This is a genomic window from Pseudomonas sp. TE6283 (genome assembly GCF_054060555.1).
The window spans coordinates 282924-298433 of the sequence record NZ_JBSSDH010000001.1; the positions used below are offsets into that span (position 1 = coordinate 282924).

19 protein-coding genes are annotated in these 15510 nt (G+C 60.4%); 13 read left to right on the forward strand and 6 right to left on the reverse strand.

The annotated features are described in order from the left end of the window. Positions 1 to 111: 111 nt before the first annotated feature. The 5 genes from ACVWZ5_RS01450 to ACVWZ5_RS01470 all read left to right on the forward strand — a co-directional run bounded on the left by ACVWZ5_RS01450 (position 112) and on the right by ACVWZ5_RS01470 (position 7224). Positions 112 to 1899 carry a thiamine pyrophosphate-requiring protein gene (locus tag ACVWZ5_RS01450; protein ID WP_457340354.1) on the forward strand — a complete coding sequence of 596 codons (1788 nt, stop codon included), beginning with the start codon at positions 112 to 114 and terminating at the stop codon, positions 1897 to 1899. Positions 1900 to 1997: 98 nt separating this feature from the next. Beyond that, positions 1998 to 2525: a (2Fe-2S)-binding protein gene (locus ACVWZ5_RS01455; protein WP_062573747.1), complete on the forward strand. Its 528-nt coding sequence runs from the start codon at positions 1998 to 2000 to the stop codon at positions 2523 to 2525. Continuing rightward, positions 2522 to 3523: an FAD binding domain-containing protein gene (locus tag ACVWZ5_RS01460; protein ID WP_062573746.1), complete on the forward strand. Its 1002-nt coding sequence runs from the start codon at positions 2522 to 2524 to the stop codon at positions 3521 to 3523. The genes ACVWZ5_RS01455 and ACVWZ5_RS01460 overlap by 4 nt, the downstream gene beginning before the upstream one ends. Further along, on the forward strand, positions 3520 to 5718 hold the full coding sequence (locus ACVWZ5_RS01465) for a xanthine dehydrogenase family protein molybdopterin-binding subunit (RefSeq protein WP_457340355.1): 2199 nt from the start codon (positions 3520 to 3522) through the stop codon (positions 5716 to 5718). The genes ACVWZ5_RS01460 and ACVWZ5_RS01465 overlap by 4 nt, the downstream gene beginning before the upstream one ends. Positions 5719 to 5973: 255 nt before the next feature. Continuing rightward, positions 5974 to 7224, forward strand: a complete 1251-nt coding sequence (locus ACVWZ5_RS01470) for a zinc-dependent alcohol dehydrogenase (protein ID WP_084942765.1) — start codon at positions 5974 to 5976, stop codon at positions 7222 to 7224. On the opposite strand, the gene ACVWZ5_RS01475 is transcribed toward ACVWZ5_RS01470, so the two are convergent. Both ACVWZ5_RS01475 and ACVWZ5_RS01480 read right to left on the reverse strand, forming a co-directional pair. Then, entirely contained in the window at positions 7190 to 7504 is a 315-nt protein-coding gene (locus ACVWZ5_RS01475; RefSeq protein ID WP_028689333.1) for a DUF6555 family protein, read from the reverse strand. The two genes, ACVWZ5_RS01470 and ACVWZ5_RS01475, sit on opposite strands and share 35 nt — an antisense overlap. A gap of 79 nt (positions 7505 to 7583) precedes the next feature. After that, complete coding sequence (locus ACVWZ5_RS01480; protein ID WP_016486361.1) at positions 7584 to 8108, reverse strand: hypothetical protein; 525 nt, start codon at positions 8106 to 8108, stop codon at positions 7584 to 7586. A gap of 195 nt (positions 8109 to 8303) precedes the next feature. Between ACVWZ5_RS01480 and ACVWZ5_RS01485 the strand changes: the two genes are divergently transcribed. Next, complete coding sequence (locus tag ACVWZ5_RS01485; RefSeq protein WP_062573743.1) at positions 8304 to 9161, forward strand: SDR family oxidoreductase; 858 nt, start codon at positions 8304 to 8306, stop codon at positions 9159 to 9161. A gap of 48 nt (positions 9162 to 9209) precedes the next feature. On the opposite strand, the gene ACVWZ5_RS01490 is transcribed toward ACVWZ5_RS01485, so the two are convergent. After that, positions 9210 to 9371 carry a hypothetical protein gene (locus tag ACVWZ5_RS01490; RefSeq protein WP_280088075.1) on the reverse strand — a complete coding sequence of 54 codons (162 nt, stop codon included), beginning with the start codon at positions 9369 to 9371 and terminating at the stop codon, positions 9210 to 9212. A gap of 152 nt (positions 9372 to 9523) precedes the next feature. On the opposite strand from ACVWZ5_RS01490, the gene ACVWZ5_RS01495 reads away from it, so the two are divergent. The 5 genes from ACVWZ5_RS01495 to ACVWZ5_RS01515 all read left to right on the forward strand — a co-directional run bounded on the left by ACVWZ5_RS01495 (position 9524) and on the right by ACVWZ5_RS01515 (position 11951). Next, on the forward strand, positions 9524 to 10027 hold the full coding sequence (locus ACVWZ5_RS01495; RefSeq protein WP_084942768.1) for a CinA family protein: 504 nt from the start codon (positions 9524 to 9526) through the stop codon (positions 10025 to 10027). An 11-nt stretch (positions 10028 to 10038) separates the two neighbouring features. After that, positions 10039 to 10545 (forward strand): hypothetical protein, encoded by a 507-nt coding sequence (locus tag ACVWZ5_RS01500; RefSeq protein ID WP_062364484.1) that lies wholly within the window; start codon positions 10039 to 10041, stop codon positions 10543 to 10545. Positions 10546 to 10554: 9 nt separating this feature from the next. Next, entirely contained in the window at positions 10555 to 10998 is a 444-nt protein-coding gene (locus tag ACVWZ5_RS01505; protein ID WP_084942770.1) for a DUF421 domain-containing protein, read from the forward strand. Positions 10999 to 11142: 144 nt separating this feature from the next. Continuing rightward, positions 11143 to 11607: a hemerythrin domain-containing protein gene (locus tag ACVWZ5_RS01510; protein ID WP_028689328.1), complete on the forward strand. Its 465-nt coding sequence runs from the start codon at positions 11143 to 11145 to the stop codon at positions 11605 to 11607. A gap of 77 nt (positions 11608 to 11684) precedes the next feature. Then, positions 11685 to 11951 carry a hypothetical protein gene (locus ACVWZ5_RS01515; protein WP_081100266.1) on the forward strand — a complete coding sequence of 89 codons (267 nt, stop codon included), beginning with the start codon at positions 11685 to 11687 and terminating at the stop codon, positions 11949 to 11951. On the opposite strand, the gene xth is transcribed toward ACVWZ5_RS01515, so the two are convergent. The 3 genes from xth to ACVWZ5_RS01530 form a co-directional block, all read right to left on the reverse strand. After that, positions 11948 to 12745, reverse strand: coding sequence for an exodeoxyribonuclease III (gene xth, locus ACVWZ5_RS01520; protein ID WP_084942773.1), 798 nt, complete (start codon positions 12743 to 12745; stop codon positions 11948 to 11950). The two genes, ACVWZ5_RS01515 and xth, sit on opposite strands and share 4 nt — an antisense overlap. Beyond that, positions 12742 to 12984, reverse strand: coding sequence for a hypothetical protein (locus tag ACVWZ5_RS01525; RefSeq protein ID WP_084942775.1), 243 nt, complete (start codon positions 12982 to 12984; stop codon positions 12742 to 12744). Before ACVWZ5_RS01525 ends, xth begins: the two co-directional genes overlap by 4 nt. 235 nt (positions 12985 to 13219) lie before the next feature. Next, the gene (locus ACVWZ5_RS01530; RefSeq protein ID WP_167388388.1) at positions 13220 to 13384 is read right to left on the reverse strand and encodes a DUF6021 family protein; all 165 of its coding nucleotides are present in this window, start codon (positions 13382 to 13384) and stop codon (positions 13220 to 13222) included. A 326-nt stretch (positions 13385 to 13710) separates the two neighbouring features. Between ACVWZ5_RS01530 and ACVWZ5_RS01535 the strand changes: the two genes are divergently transcribed. Next, positions 13711 to 14211, forward strand: a complete 501-nt coding sequence (locus ACVWZ5_RS01535; protein WP_084942778.1) for a DUF4142 domain-containing protein — start codon at positions 13711 to 13713, stop codon at positions 14209 to 14211. A gap of 71 nt (positions 14212 to 14282) precedes the next feature. Next, positions 14283 to 15380: a mechanosensitive ion channel family protein gene (locus tag ACVWZ5_RS01540; protein WP_028689324.1), complete on the forward strand. Its 1098-nt coding sequence runs from the start codon at positions 14283 to 14285 to the stop codon at positions 15378 to 15380. Positions 15381 to 15510 lie beyond the last annotated feature (130 nt).

Here is a 15510-nt window from a genome sequence, read left to right on the forward strand (position 1 = left end):
GCCCGTCGGCTGTTGCCAGGTTCCGGCCGGCAGAGCGCTACACAGACCGATGAAACTTTCCTGCCACGTGCCAACTCCAGACGCCTATCGATAACAGAACGGGAGCAGGCAATGACCGGCACGGTAGGCGACTTTCTGGTGGAGCGTTTGTATCAATGGGGCGTACGGCGCATCTTCGGTTACCCCGGCGACGGCATCAATGGTGTGTTCGGCGCGCTGAGTCGGGCCAACGGCAAGATTCAATTCATCCAGGCCCGCCATGAGGAAATGGCCGCCTTCATGGCCAGCGCCCATGCCAAGTTCACCGGCGAGCTCGGCGTGTGCATCGCCACCTCCGGCCCGGGCGCCTCGCACCTGCTTACCGGCCTGTACGATGCACGCATGGATCACCAGCCGGTACTGGCCATCGTGGGTCAACAGGCCCGCGCGGCACTGGGCGGGCACTACCAGCAGGAGCTGGACCTGCTGTCGATGTTCAAGGACGTCGCCGGTGCGTTCGTCCAGCAGGCATCGACACCGGAGCAAGTGCGCCACCTGCTTGACCGTGCAGTGCGTACGGCCGTCGGCGAACGCCGCGTCACCACCATCATCCTGCCCAACGACCTGCAGGACCTACCTTACAACGAACCACCGAGGGCCCACGGTACCGTGCATTCCGGCATCGGCTACAGCAAGCCCCGCGTGTTGCCGTTCGACGAAGACCTGCAGCGCGCCGCCGATGTATTAAACGCTGGGCACAAGGTGGCGATACTGGTGGGTGCCGGCGCACTGCAGGCGACAGACCAGGTCATTTCAATCGCCGAAAGACTGGGTGCCGGGGTTGCCAAAGCGCTGTTGGGCAAGGCTGTGCTGCCGGATGAGCTGCCGTGGGTCACCGGATCGATAGGCCTGCTCGGCACCGAACCCAGCTATCAGCTGATGACCGAATGCGACACCTTGCTGATGATCGGCTCCGGCTTTCCCTATTCCGAGTTTTTGCCCAGGGAAGGCCAGGCGCGTGGCGTGCAGATCGACCTGCAACCCGACATGCTCAGCCTGCGCTATCCGATGGAGGTCAACCTGGTCGGCGACGCCAGCGAAACATTGCGCGCACTGTTGCCGTTGGTTGAGCACAAGACCGACCGGCGCTGGCGCGACAAGGTAGAGACCTGGCGTGCACGGTGGGACAGGACCGTGGCCAAACGCGCGCGGGTCAAGGCTGACCCGATCAACCCGCAACGCGTGGTCCATGAACTGTCTCCTCGCCTGCCCGACCACGCCATCATCACCAGCGACTCCGGCTCCTGCGCCAACTGGTTTGCCCGCGACCTGCAGATTCGCCACGGGATGCAGTGTTCGCTGTCTGGCGGCCTGGCTTGCATGGGCGCAGCCGTGCCTTATGCGATTGCAGCCAAGTTCGCCCACCCGCAACGGACCGTGGTTGCCCTGGTGGGCGATGGGGCGATGCAGATGAACAACCTCGCCGAATTGATCACCGTGGCCAAATACTGGCAGCAGTGGGACAACCCTCAATGGATCTGTGCCGTGTTCAACAATGAGGACCTCAACCAGGTGACTTGGGAGCAACGGGTCATGGAGGGGGACCCCAAGTTCGACGCGTCGCAGACAATCCCTGACGTGCCCTACCATGTGTTTGCCATGTCCATTGGCCTGCAAGGTATCTACGTAGATCGCGAAGAGGACGTTGCCGCTGCGTGGGAGCGCGCCCTGGCGGCTGATCGACCCGTACTGATCGAGTTCAAGACCGACCCGAACGTGCCGCCCCTGCCTCCCCACATCACGCTGGAACAGGCGAAGAAGTTTGCCGGTACCTTGCTCAAGGGAGACCCCGACCAGGCGGGCATCATCGTGCAGACAGCCAAGCAGGTGCTCGGCTCGGTGCTGCCTGGCAAGAAATGAGCGACACCTCGGCGAGCCGGCTGAACGTTTATTCGGCCGGCCCGGTCGCACGACTAAGACGCAGCCGACTGCGCGAACCCTGACCGTGAGGACCTACCATGAGCGCGATCGCTTCCAACGGGGCTGCAGAGCACCCCATCTGTCTGACCCTCAATGGTCAGCCCCGAACCCTGCAGGTGCATCCCTGGGTTACCTTGCTCGACCTGCTGCGTGAGCAATTGGACCTGATCGGCACCAAGAAAGGTTGCGATCATGGTCAGTGCGGTGCCTGCACGGTGCTGCGCGACGGCAAGCGCGTCAATGCCTGCCTGACCTTGGCCATCATGTGTGACGGGGCCGAGTTGGTGACCATCGAAGGGCTGGCCAACGGTGACGCCCTGCACCCGATGCAGCGCGCCTTCATTACTCACGATGCGTTCCAGTGCGGCTACTGCACCCCGGGGCAGATCTGCTCTGCGGTCGGGCTTGCGCACGAAGGACGTGCCGACACCCGCGAGGCCATCCGCGAGCAGATGAGCGGCAACCTTTGCCGTTGTGGTGCCTACGGCAACATCGTCGCAGCGGTGGAAGAAGCGCTGCCGTTGATAAGAGGCGCAGCCCAGCCGCAACGAGGGCCAAATTCATGATGCCCTTCAACTACTGCAAGCCCGCATCAGTCCGCGAAGCGGTGAGCTTGGCTGACACACGCTCGCATTTCATCGCCGGGGGCACCAACCTTGTCGACCTGATGAAGGAAAACGTCGTTCGTCCCGAGCGGCTCATCGATATCACCGGCCTTGAGCTGAACGGTATCCATCCCACCTCGAACGGCGGTGTACTGATCGGTGCTCTGGTGAGCAATGCCGAGCTGGCCTGGCACCCGATGATCGAGCAGCATTATCCACTGCTGTCGGACGCGATCCTGGCCGGGGCGTCACCGCAGTTGAGGAACATGGCCAGCACCGGTGGCAACTTGCTGCAGCGTACCCGGTGCTACTACTTCTACGACACCGGCACCCCCTGCAACAAACGTGAGCCCGGCAGCGGGTGCCCTGCGCGTAAAGGGTCGAACCGCATCCATGCCATTCTCGGTGCCAGCGATGCCTGTGTCGCGACCCATCCCTCGGACATGTGCGTGGCATTGGCAGCGCTTGAAGCCGTGGTGCATGTAGCAGGGCCGTCGGGTAAACGGGAGATACCCTTTGCGGATTTCCATCGTCTGCCCGGGGACACGCCCGAACGCGACAATCAACTGGCAGTCGCTGAACTGGTAACTGGCATCGAGCTGCCGCCCCCGATGTTCGAACATCATTTTCGATATCTGAAAATACGCGACCGCGCCTCCTACGCGTTCGCGCTGGTGTCCGTCGCTGCCGCCTTGAATTTCGATGGCGATGTGATCCGGCAGGCGCGCCTTGCGCTGGGCGGCGTTGCCCACAAACCCTGGCGGGACCCGGTTGTGGAGTGCATGCTGGCTGGCCAGGTGCCATCTGAAGCGCTCTTCACCCGCGCCGCGCAAACGTTGCTGCAAGGTGCACAACCCCTGAGCCACAACGGTTTCAAGGTGACCCTCGCCCAGCGAGCAATCGTACGGGCATTGGATGACGCGGCGCGCGGCGCCGCTGACGGGAGGGCACGCTCATGATCAAAAGCACACCCGTAGTCGGCACACCCCTGGACCGCGTGGACGGTGTGGCGAAGGTCACCGGGCAGGCCCGCTATGCGGGCGAATACCCCGAGGCGGGCCTGCTGCACGGCAGCGTCGTGTCCAGTACCATTGCCCGCGGCCGGGTACTCGACATCGACAGTACGCAGGCCATGCGCGTGCCCGGGGTAATCGCCGTGCTCGACCATGGCCATCGCCCGCCTATATCCAGTTATGACAACGACTACAGCGATGCCGACACTGCCGAGGGCTCACCGTTTCGGCCTTTGTTCAATGATCGAGTGCTGTACAGTGGGCAACCGTTGGCGCTGGTGATCGCCGAAACCCTGGAACTGGCCCGCTATGCAGGCTCGCTGATCAAAATCGACTATGCCGAGCAGGCTCACCAGACAGACCTGGGCGCCTGCCAACAATCGCATGCGGCACCCGCCGAAACGCCAGCGCCGCGTGGCGACTTCGCCGGGCAGTTTGCCAGGGCGCCGGTGCAGGTGGATGCCACCTACCTGACGGCCAACGAGCACCACAACCCGATGGAGCCCCATGCGTCGACCGTGCACTACAAGGCCGACGGCACCCTGGAAATCCACGACAAGACCCAAGGTACGCAGAACTGCCAGGACTACCTGCACAAGGTGTTCGGCCTGCCCAAGGCAAACATCCGTGTGCGCGCGGCATTCGTCGGCGGCGCCTTCGGCTCGGGTTTGCGCCCGCAGTACCAGTTGCCGCTGGCAGTGATGGCGGCGTTGCACCTGAAGCGCTCGGTGCGCGTGACCCTGACACGCCAGCAGATGTTCACTTTTGGCTACCGGCCCCGCACCGAGCAACGCTTGCGCCTGGGTGCAGACGCAAACGGGCGCTTGCTGGCGATCGCTCATGATGCGCTTGGCCAGACCTCCCGCTTCGAGGACTTCACCGAGCACCTGGTGGAATGGAGCGGCATGCTTTACCAATGCGACAACGTTGCGCTCAGCTATCACCTGGCCTCGCTCGATGTGTACACCCCGCTGGACATGCGGGCGCCTGGGGCTGCGTCCGGGATGATTGCGCTGGAATGCGCCATGGATGAGCTCGCCTGTGCAGTGCAGGTCGACCCGGTAGATCTGCGCCGGCGCAATTTCGCCGCCAACAACGCCAACGAGGGCAAGCCTTACTCCAGCAAGGAACTGCTGGCGTGCTACCAGCAAGGTGCCGAACGTTTTGGCTGGCATAACCGCACTCCCCAACCGCGCAGCATGCGCAATGGCAACCAGCTGGTCGGCTGGGGGATGGCCGGCGGCGTCTGGGAAGCCATGCAGATGAAGGCCAGCGCCAGGGCGCGCATCGATGCCCAGGGCCATCTCACCGTCAGCAGTGCCACCACCGATATCGGGACCGGCACTTATACCGTCATGACCCAGATCGCCGCCGAGGCAGCTGGCGTCAGGGTGGAGGATGTCACCTTCGTGCTGGGTGACTCTTCACTCCCCACCGCACCGCTTCAGGGTGGATCATTCACGGTGTCGTCGGTGGGCTCGGCCGTGCGCCAGGCCTGCCAGGTACTGCGCGCCAAGGTGCTGGCACACGCGCGCAACATGCACCCCCAGGTGGCGAGCACTGCCGGGCAGCAGATCGCTTTCGCCGACGGCTATCTGCACGCTGGCAGCCATCGCCTGGCATTGGCGGACATCGTCGCCAACGCACCCGCCGGTGCGTTCGAAGTGCAGATCGACGCCGAGCCCGGCGCCAGGCGTCAACCATTCTCCACCGCCACCCATTCGGCGGTATTCGTGGAAGTCCACGTCGACGAAGAGCTTGGCACGATCAAGGTCGTCCGGGTGGTCAGCGCTGTGGCCGCAGGACGGGTGGTCAACCCGAAGACCGCGCGCAGTCAGATCCTGGGTGGCGTGGTGTGGGGGGTGGGCATGGCCCTGCACGAAGCAGCGTTGACCGACCATCGGCTAGGCCGCATCGTCAATCACAACCTGGCGGAGTACCACATCCCGGTCAATGCAGACTGTGGGGATATCGAAGTGATCTTCGTTGAAGAGCACGATGACATTGTCAACGAACTGGGGTCCAAGGGCGTGGGCGAAATCGGCGTCGTCGGGGTGGCCGCTGCGGTGGCCAACGCGGTCTACCATGCCACAGGCAAGCGTGTGAGGGAGTTTCCGATCACGCTCGACAAAGTGCTCTGATCGGGCGGGGGCCAAGTCCCCCCACCCGCTTTGCGGTCAGCAGCAGCCAGGTCGGCAGGATCGTCCGCACGAGCACCTCGCGCTCCTCGGTACGACGATGATTGCTCAGATACCAGGATGATCTGAATGGTTCCGCCAATTTTCGGGGCTGCAGCAAATCAGTACCGCCAGACTTGTTGGTCTGAACTTTACTGTCCGCCATGGCTTCCCCTGCATACCGATAACGCAAACACGCGGCTGCAGGAGCTGACTTTCATGAGAGCACTGACCTACCACGGAGCAAACGACGTCAGAGTCGATAACGTCCCTGATCCCATCATCGAGCAAGAAGACGACATCATCCTCAGGGTCACCGCTACGGCCATTTGCGGTTCCGACCTGCACCTCTACCGAGGAAAAATTCCAGAAACCGAAGCGGGCGATATCTTTGGCCATGAATTCATGGGCATCGTCGAAGACACAGGACGTGCCGTCACCAATCTCCAGATCGGCGATCGGGTTGTGATTCCCTTCGTGATCGCTTGCGGCCACTGCTTTTTCTGTCAGCGTGATCTGTTCGCTGCCTGCGAAACCACCAACACAGGCCGTGGCTCGATCATCAACAAGAAAGGCATTCCACCGGGCGCCGCGCTGTTCGGGTACAGCCATCTCTATGGCGGAATCCCTGGTGGCCAAGCGGATTACGTGAGGGTACCCAAGGGTAACGTCGGCCCGTTCAAAGTGCCCACAGACCTGGCCGATGACAAGGTGCTGTTCCTCTCGGACATTCTGCCCACCGCTTGGCAGGCGGTCATCAATGCCGAGATTGGCCCGGGTTCAACGTTGGCAGTCTACGGCGCCGGGCCAGTGGGCTTGCTGGGCGCAGCCTGCGCGCGAATGCTCGGCGCTCAGACCATCTTCATGGTCGATGACAATGATTACCGCTTGGCCTACGCCCGCGAGGCTTACGGCGTCATACCGATCAATTTCGAGCAGGACGACGATCCAGCCGACAGCATCATTCGTCAGACACCCGGCATGCGCGGGGTCGATGCGGTGATCGACGCGGTCGGTTTCGAGGCCAAGGGCAGCACTGCCGAAACGGTGATGACGGCCCTGAAGATTGAAGGCAGCAGTGGCAAAGCATTGCGCCAGAGCATTGCAGCCGTGCGGCGTGGCGGCGTCGTGAGTGTCCCTGGAGTGTACGCGGGCTTCATTCATGCATTCATGTTCGGCGACGCGTTCGACAAGGGCCTTACCTTCAAGATGGGCCAGACCCATGTCCAGAAATACCTGCCCGAACTGCTGGAACACATCGAAGCAGGACGTCTACAACCGGAATTGATCGTCACTCACCGCCTGGCCCTCGAAGAAGCAGCCATGGGCTACAAGTTGTTCGATCAGAAGCAGGATGACTGTCGCAAGGTCATCCTCGTGCCAGGCGCTGCAGCGGGCACCCTGGGCCCTGGGCAGATGGATCGGGCGTTGGACTTCAACTACCTCCAGCAACGCCCGAAAACTTTTTGACGTCGATAGGTGGCGCCACGAATTCAGGGCCATCGCCAGCGAGCCGCCACTTCACCTTGGCGATGCCGTAGCGCTCGGCCATCGGTCGACTGACCAACTTGATTTTCTGCTGACTGAATCTCGGGATGATGCCAACGCCGGCATCGCAACTGGCCCAGTGCCAAGCCACGGCGTTGTCCATTTTCTCCAGGCGGATGATGAACGTCCGATGGTCACCGTGAAGGTCATACTCGATTACGTACAATTGAAGTGCTGGCACAAGATCCGCTCCCTGGTTCATACGCTATTGAGCGACTCCTGGAAGAGATAATTCCATCGGATTCGCAGGACGACGCGCAGCCAATCCATGCAGCGGACTGTCAGGCGAGTTGGATGTACACCGAGTAGCTACCCAGCAGCACCCAGAACACCAGAAAGATCCACGGTGTGCGCAGCGAGAACAGCAGTGATTTCCGATGGCCTGCACGCGAGGTTTCCGCCTCGCAGAACAGCGGCGATTCGTCGTAAGCCAACCCCATCAACGGCTCGCTGCGCAGCAGATGGCTTTGCTTGAGCTGCCAATGATCGATGATGTTGTAGGCCGCACGGATGCCAGGCCAGGCATTGAGCGAGCTCAATACCCCGAGCAGGGCGAGGAACGCAGGCACGATCAGGGTGAACATCTCGCCCCATCCTTGATTTAGGTTGCCCATGGAGGAGACGAAGGCGATGACCAGGAATGACTGCGCCGCCAGGTAGGCGTCGGTGCGGTTGGCCAGGATGCTGGTTTCGTACTGGATCTCACGCCGGTAAAAGTCCAGACGCTCCTTGGGAGAGCCAAACATCCTGGCATTGTGCTCGCTGATCTCGTGTTCAGGGGTCGTTGGGGTAATGATTCGAGGCACTTGCTACTCCGGGAGTTGGGCTCCGAACGACGAGATGCGCCTGGAGCTGAGCTCGGTAGAACGGCGATGGGGCGTGAAATTCAATTGGATTGGTATCCCGCACCGCTCGTCGTATCAACCGCAGATTGAAACCAACACGCCGGGGCCCGGCCTTTCGAACCGGTATGAACGTTCTCAACGGCAGGAGCTTCTACCATGCGAGACTTCCCTACCCCGCCCTTCCCTTCACAGCCTCAAAATGTCCCCGGCTCACAGCGCAAAATGGAACCCTATCCGGATTGTGGTGAGCAGTCGTATACCGGTCACAATCGACTCGAAGGCAAGATCGCACTCATCACCGGAGCAGACAGCGGCATCGGGCGGGCAGTAGCGATTGCCTATGCCCGTGAAGGTGCAGACGTCGCCATCGCTTACCTGAATGAGCATGAAGACGCGCAAGAAACCGCGCGCTGGGTCGAGGCCGCGGGCCGTCAATGCCTGCTGTTGCCCGGAGACTTGGCGCAGAAACAGCACTGCTACGACATCGTCGAAAAGACCGTCCGCCAGTTCGGGCGTATCGACATCCTGGTCAACAACGCGGCGTTCCAGATGTCCCATGAGACCCTGGAGGAAATCGACGATGATGAATGGGTGAAAACGTTCGATACCAATATCACCGCCATCTTCCGTATTTGCCAGGCGGCACTACCCTCCATGCCCAAGGGCAGTTCGATCATCAATACGAGCTCGGTCAACTCCGACGATCCATCCCCCAGCCTGCTGGCCTATGCCACGACCAAGGGGGCCATTGCCAATTTCACTGCTGGCTTGGCTCAGTTGCTGGGCAAGAAAGGCATCAGGGTCAACAGTGTCGCGCCAGGCCCTATCTGGACGCCTTTGATTCCGGCAACCATGCCGGACGAGGCCGTCAAGAACTTTGGTTCCAGCTACCCGATGGGGCGGCCGGGGCAGCCGGTCGAAGTCGCGCCGATCTACGTGCTGCTGGGCTCCGACGAGGCCAGTTACATCAGTGGCTCACGTTACGCGGTGACTGGCGGCAAACCGATACTTTAGCGCCAAGAGGCTCGCCGTGCTGGCGGGCCTCCCTTTTGCGGGGCAGATTCAGTGTTTGTGCCGATCGTGATCACGGGCCGTTTTTTGCGCTGTCGAGTCATGTGATGTACCGGTGGATCCATCCGGACGATGAGCATCGTTGTCTCGCTCTTCTTCCCCATGCGGCATCGTCTGCGCAGACTCCTTTAGCCTATCGCTCACTTTCTTCATGTTGCTCTCCTGCCATTGCCTTTGAACTAGGGAAGCCGAAGCACGGGCAAAGTTCACGTCACGTTCACTTCTCGAGATAGCCGGGCAATAGATGCGATGAACCAAATACCCCCGGATCGCGTCCACCGCAAAACAAGCGAGTCGACACTGGAATGGCAAACGACCCTGTACTGGCCGCCCTCGGCTATCTCAAGAACAACAAACTGATTTTGACCACAGCAGAATCGTGCACTGCGGGCTGCATGGTGGCTTTGCTGGCGGCGGTACCGGGTACCGCAGAGGTGCTGGAAAGCGGCTACGTCGTCTACTCACCCAGCGCCAAGAAACGCCTGCTGGGTGTCAGCGCCGAAACCATCGAACGATACGGCTTGACCAGCGAAGCAGTGGCCTGGGAAATGGCCTTGGGCGCCTTGCGAGACAGCGATGCCAATGTGGTTATCGCCACCACCGGGGTAGCCGGCCCGGCGCCCGAATCCGGAATACCGCCGGGGACGATGTGCTTTGCGTGGGCTTTCGCCGGCGATCCAATTGCCGTTTTCACGTGCACTCGACGGTTCTTCGGCGAGCGATCTGAAGTCATGCGCGAAGGCGCCCTGTTCGGTCTGACCCAGGTTTCCCACTATCACCAGCGCTGGTTACACGGTGAGCGCGCTTGAGGGCTGTGATCATGTCGGAAGATGAACTGGTATCCCGGCGTCACCCTGTTCAAGAAGACATGCCGATGCAGCAGCGCGTCTGGCGCTTTGAGCGCGTGGGGTGGTATGTACTCGTGACCATGGTACTGCTTGCCTTGGCAGGCCTGTTCGGTAATGGCCCGTTGAGCGATGCCGAGGTGGTGAGCCAGGATGGCAGGGTACGGGTTGAGTATCAGCGCCTCAGCCGAAGCGGCACGACAGATAGCCTTTTCATCACCGTTCAGGGTACCCCTGGTCAGCCGGTAGAGGTGCAACTCGCAGGATCATTGCTTCGTGACGCCAGTATCGAGACGTTACAACCGGAGCCGCAACGGTCGATGTCACATGGCCAGGCCATGCTGTTCCAATTGGGTACAAGGCAAGATGGCGTGGCCACCTTGTACCTGACCCTTCGAAGTGAGCACGTAGGCACTCTGGAGGGCAGCGTCAGGGCTGGCCCCAAAAGCGCCGTTCGTTTCTCCACATTCCTTTACCCCTAGGGGTGCGTCATGGATTCGATCCTCCGCGCAGCCGGAATGTACGTCGCCCTCATGCTGCTGTTTCGCGTAGCCGGGCGGCGCTCGCTGGCCGACCTGACGACCTTTGACTTCGTCTTGCTGCTGATCATCGGGGAGGCCACCCAGCAGGCGCTTCTGGGCGAGGACTTTTCGTTCACCAATGCCATGCTGGTGATTGCCACGCTGATCGTCCTGGACGTCGGTCTTTCGCTCGCGAAGCTCAACTCCAAGCCCTTGGCCAGGTTACTGGATGGGCACGCTACCCTGGTTGTCGAGAATGGGCGCTTTCTGCATAACCGCATGCGCCGGGTACGCCTCACGGAGGACGATATCCTCGAGTCAGCGCGGGACAGCCAAGGTATCGAGAACATTGAGCAGGTCAAGTTCGCCATCGTCGAACGCAATGGAAAGATTTCGATCATTCCTGCCAAGTGAGGCCTTTTGTCAACAGTAAAGCTACGACCATCGCTTCGCATGCACACGCGATGATGCCAGCCATCGTAAGCATTGAACCCTGTCACTCTGCGCGTACTCAACCACGAGCAAGTTCTTGACTCAATCCGTGATGAGGTAACGCCAATGAACGCTATCGACTTACTGATTCAAGACCACAAGCTGGTGAAAAAACTGCTCGAAGAACTGTCGACCACCACCGAGCGCGCAGTGAAGAAACGGGCCGAGTTACTTCACAGGATCGAGCAGGAGTTGCGGATCCACACCACGCTCGAGGAAGAAATACTCTACCCAGCCATCAAGCAAGCGGGTGGCAAGGAAGAAGCGAAGATGTACTACGAGGCCAAGGAAGAACACCGGACTGTCGACTCCCTCGTCCTACCCGACCTCCTGCATACCGAAACCGGCACCGTCGAATTCGCCGGGCGGGTCAAGGTCATGAAAGAGTTGTTGGAGCATCACATCGAGGAAGAGGAAGGCGAACTCTTCCCCACCGCGAAGAAGCTGCTCAGCAAGGACACCCTCGAGGAGCTGGGGCAAACCATGGAAATGCAGAAAAAGATGCTCAAGGGCGAGCAGCGAGCAGCTTAGTCAAGCGATCACCTGCCAGCGCTCAGTACGCTGGCAGGTGATCAGTTTCAGCTACCCATCATCAGTCGGAAGGTTTCATGGAATATTGGATTGGCTTACTTGAATGGCCCGCCATGGTAATGACCGTGCTGGCAGCCTGGTGCATCGGTTCACGCCGTCCGGGGCGCAGGAAGGCAGGTTTCTGTTGTTTTCTTGCAAGCAACGTTCTGTGGGCCGTCTGGGGCTGGCAAGCAGAAGCCTGGGCATTGATCATCCTGCAATTGTGCCTCTGTGCCATGAATCTGCGAGGGTGGCGAAAAAACACACAACTGCAAGCTGCCCGCTCGTTGCAGGGAACAGCCTAGCGTTGCTGGCGGCGCCCGCCCAACTGGATCCAGACCGGCGCATGATCACTGGCCTTGGCTTCGTTGCGCACCCAGGCATCCACGCCCGCCCGCTTCAAATAAGGGCTCAGACCCGAGTTGAGCAGCAGGTGATCGATACGAAGCCCGGCATTACGCGCCCAGTGATTGCGAAAATAGTCCCAGAACGTGTAAATGCGCTGCTCGGGATAAAGGTGACGAACAGCATCGACCCAGCCCTGGGCCAACAATTCTTGGAATAACGCCCGCGATTCAGGTTGCAGCAGCGCGTCCTTGAGCCATGAGCGCGGGTTATAGATGTCCAGATCGGTGGGCACAACGTTGAAGTCCCCCGCTAATACCGCAGGATGGCTGCTGACATGCAGTGTTTGGGCATGCTTGATCAAGCACTCGAACCAGCGCAGTTTGTAATCGAACTTCGGGCCGGGTTGCGGGTTGCCGTTGGGCAGGTAAAGGCAGCCCACCAGTACACCGTGCGCCGCAGCTTCGAGATAGCGGCTCTGCTGATCGTCCTGCATGCCGGGCAGCCCGCGACGGACCTCCAGCGGCTCGCTATCGCGCGCCAGGATCGCCACGCCGTTCCAGGAGGGTTGCCCCTGGTAAAGGCAGCCATAACCTGCCGCTTCGATGGCCTGGCGAGGAAACTGCTTGTCGGCCGCCTTTAGTTCCTGCAAGCAGGCAATGTCCGGCTGCTCCCGCTCCAGCCAGGCCAACAGCGCGGGCAGGCGGCTGCGGATGCCATTGATATTGAAGGTGGCGATCTTCAGCGCTCTCATGCGTCAGGGTCGCTCACGTGAGCCTGTACGGCATCTTCCAATGCTCGGATATGTGCCTCGTCGGCCAGTGCCTTCAGCGCCAACCAGTCATCCCAGTCAATGGCACCATCGTCCCTTAGCTCCTCGGCGGTGCAAACCAGTTCATGGTGGTAGGCGTCCGGCGATTCGCGCCGGTAGCTGATGTCGTCGTACTGCGCGTACCAGGCTTCAAGTTCAGGAATGCTGCGTTCGATGCTCATGACGGCCGCCTCGTTCTATCCCTGCAAGTGAGAGCCCAAGCACCGCGCAATGTTCAACTGCAACGGTCAGACGGTTAGCAACCCTACCGCTGAAGTAGTGCGATGGAACTTCTCACTCCGTCCGAGACGTCCCACGTCCCCACCTGGCGAAAGTAGATGAAGAGGTGGTGGACGGGAATCTGATCACCAGCCGCATGCCGGATGATATACCCGCCTTCAATCAGGGTAGGCAAGCTCACGGTTTCTTTTCCACATCCCTGGGCGCTTTCGCTGGGCCTTGGGGGTCCACTTGAGGGTCGTCCAGGTCTGGAGAGTCCGGATCGAATCCCAGGTCCTGATCAGTCGTTGCATGATCGGAGGAATGGGGGCCTTTCTGCTGCTGATCGTCGGATTTGTTCATTTTGCGGTCTCCGGAGTGTGATGTATTCACCGTCAGGGTCTTGCCCCTTTCTGAACGGGCTGTTCATGAAATATCTCGGTGAAGCACTCGCATCCGGTGGAGGATCGCAAGATCGGTAAAGTTCCTTCTACATGCCATCTGCTGGACAAGTCTGAACGGCATCCGTGAGTTCATTCTGATTGCGACATAGTGGATGAGCGGTGCCCAAAACACCGGCTGCGCCCTCACAGTGGCCGGTTATTCGAGAAAAACTAAACCTTCACTTGCTCCTACGGCTCAACCGATTGCGGCATAGAGGTCGCAGCCACCAAGCGAAGGAGTGACAGATGAACAAACCATTCTTGAAAATCGCCGGGATAACCCTGTTGATGGGCCTGGCTTCGCTGCAGGTACAGGCAGCGTCTTCGGACGATTTCGTCGATGCGGCCACTGAAGCCGGTATCGCCGAAGTGGTCACCGGCAACCTGGTGCAGGAAAAGAGCCAAAGCGCAGACATCAAGCAATTCGCCCAGCAAATGGTCACAGACCATACCAAAGCCAACCAGGAACTCGGTGATATCGCCCGCAAGCTGGACATCAGCGTGCCCGACGAGGCGGCGCTGATCGACAAGGTCAAGAAGATGATCCTCGAATGGCGCGAGGAGTCGTTCGACCGGTCCTACGTCAATAACCAGGTCGACGCGCACGAAAAGGCCGTGGAACTGTTCAAGAAAGAGGCCGCCTCCTCCGACAAGCCTGAGCTGAAGGCCTTTGCCAGCGACAAGCTGCCAACGCTGCAACACCATCTGGAACAGGCCAGGGCGCTGCAAGCCACCCACGGCAAGTAACCCACACGTCACCGCGCAATCCCAGGGGCCGCCTTGCGGCCCTGCCTTGAGCCATCTGGAGGTGGGCTCCCATGAATGATCGAATCATCGAACTGTTCACCGACACCACATTCTTCGGCATTTCCATCCTCAACCTGTTGGTAGCGCTGTGCGTTGCCGTGCTGACGTTCGTGATTGCCAGAGCTGTCATCGGCCTGTTGATGCGCCGGGTGCAGCGCTGGTCCGAACATGACGGGGCGATGAGTCAGGTGCTGGCCAAGGTACTGGCTGGTACCAGCAACAGCCTGCTGCTGCTCGCTTCGCTGCTGGTCGGTTTGAGCATGCTGGACCTGCCCGAGCGCTGGTTGGGCCGGGTCAGTAGCTTGTGGTTCGTGGTCGCCGCCTTGCAGATCGGCCTCTGGGTCAATCGCGCCATCGCGCTGGGGCTGACACGCTACTTCAGCCGGCACAGCGCCGACGGCCTGTATCAAGGCAGTGCATTGGCCACGCTTTCGGCCTGGGGGGCACGGGTGCTGCTGTGGTCGGTAGTGTTGCTGGCCATGCTGTCCAACCTCGGCGTAAATATCACCGCCTTCGTGGCCAGCCTGGGTGTGGGCGGGATTGCCGTGGCCCTGGCCGTGCAGAACATCCTGGGTGACCTGTTCGCCTCATTGTCGATTGCTGTCGACAAACCCTTCGAAGTCGGTGATTTCATCGTCATCGGCCCACTGGCCGGCACGGTGGAACATGTTGGGCTGAAGACTACTCGCATCCGCAGCCTGGGCGGTGAGCAGATCGTCATGGCCAATGCCAGCATGATCAGCAGCACCATCCAGAACTACAAGCGCTTGCAGGAACGACGTATTGTGTTCGAGTTCGGCTTGTCCTACGACACGCCCACCGAGGCGGTGAAACAGGCGCCCGCCATCGTCGAAGAGGCGATCAAGGCCCAGCAGCAAGTGCGTTTCGACCGCGCTCACTTGCGCGGCTTTGGCAAAGAGGCGCTGGAGTTCGAATGCGTCTATATCGTGAGAGACCCTGGCTATAACCTCTACATGGATATTCAACAGGCTATCAACTTTCACCTGCTCGAACGCTTCACCCGAATCGGCGCCAAATTTGCCGTACCAGTGCGTGCCATCAAAGTTACGGCGCTGCCGCAACCCTTCGTTCAGTCTCAGGTACTGTGACGGCGGGTCCCATTTTGGCCCATCTCGGCCAACTGGGCGTTTACCCGATGCCGTCCCCACCGATGTACCTGATCGTGCACAAGACCAGCGCCGCCAGAAGGATGGCCAGGCAGTCGCACAACTGCTGCCC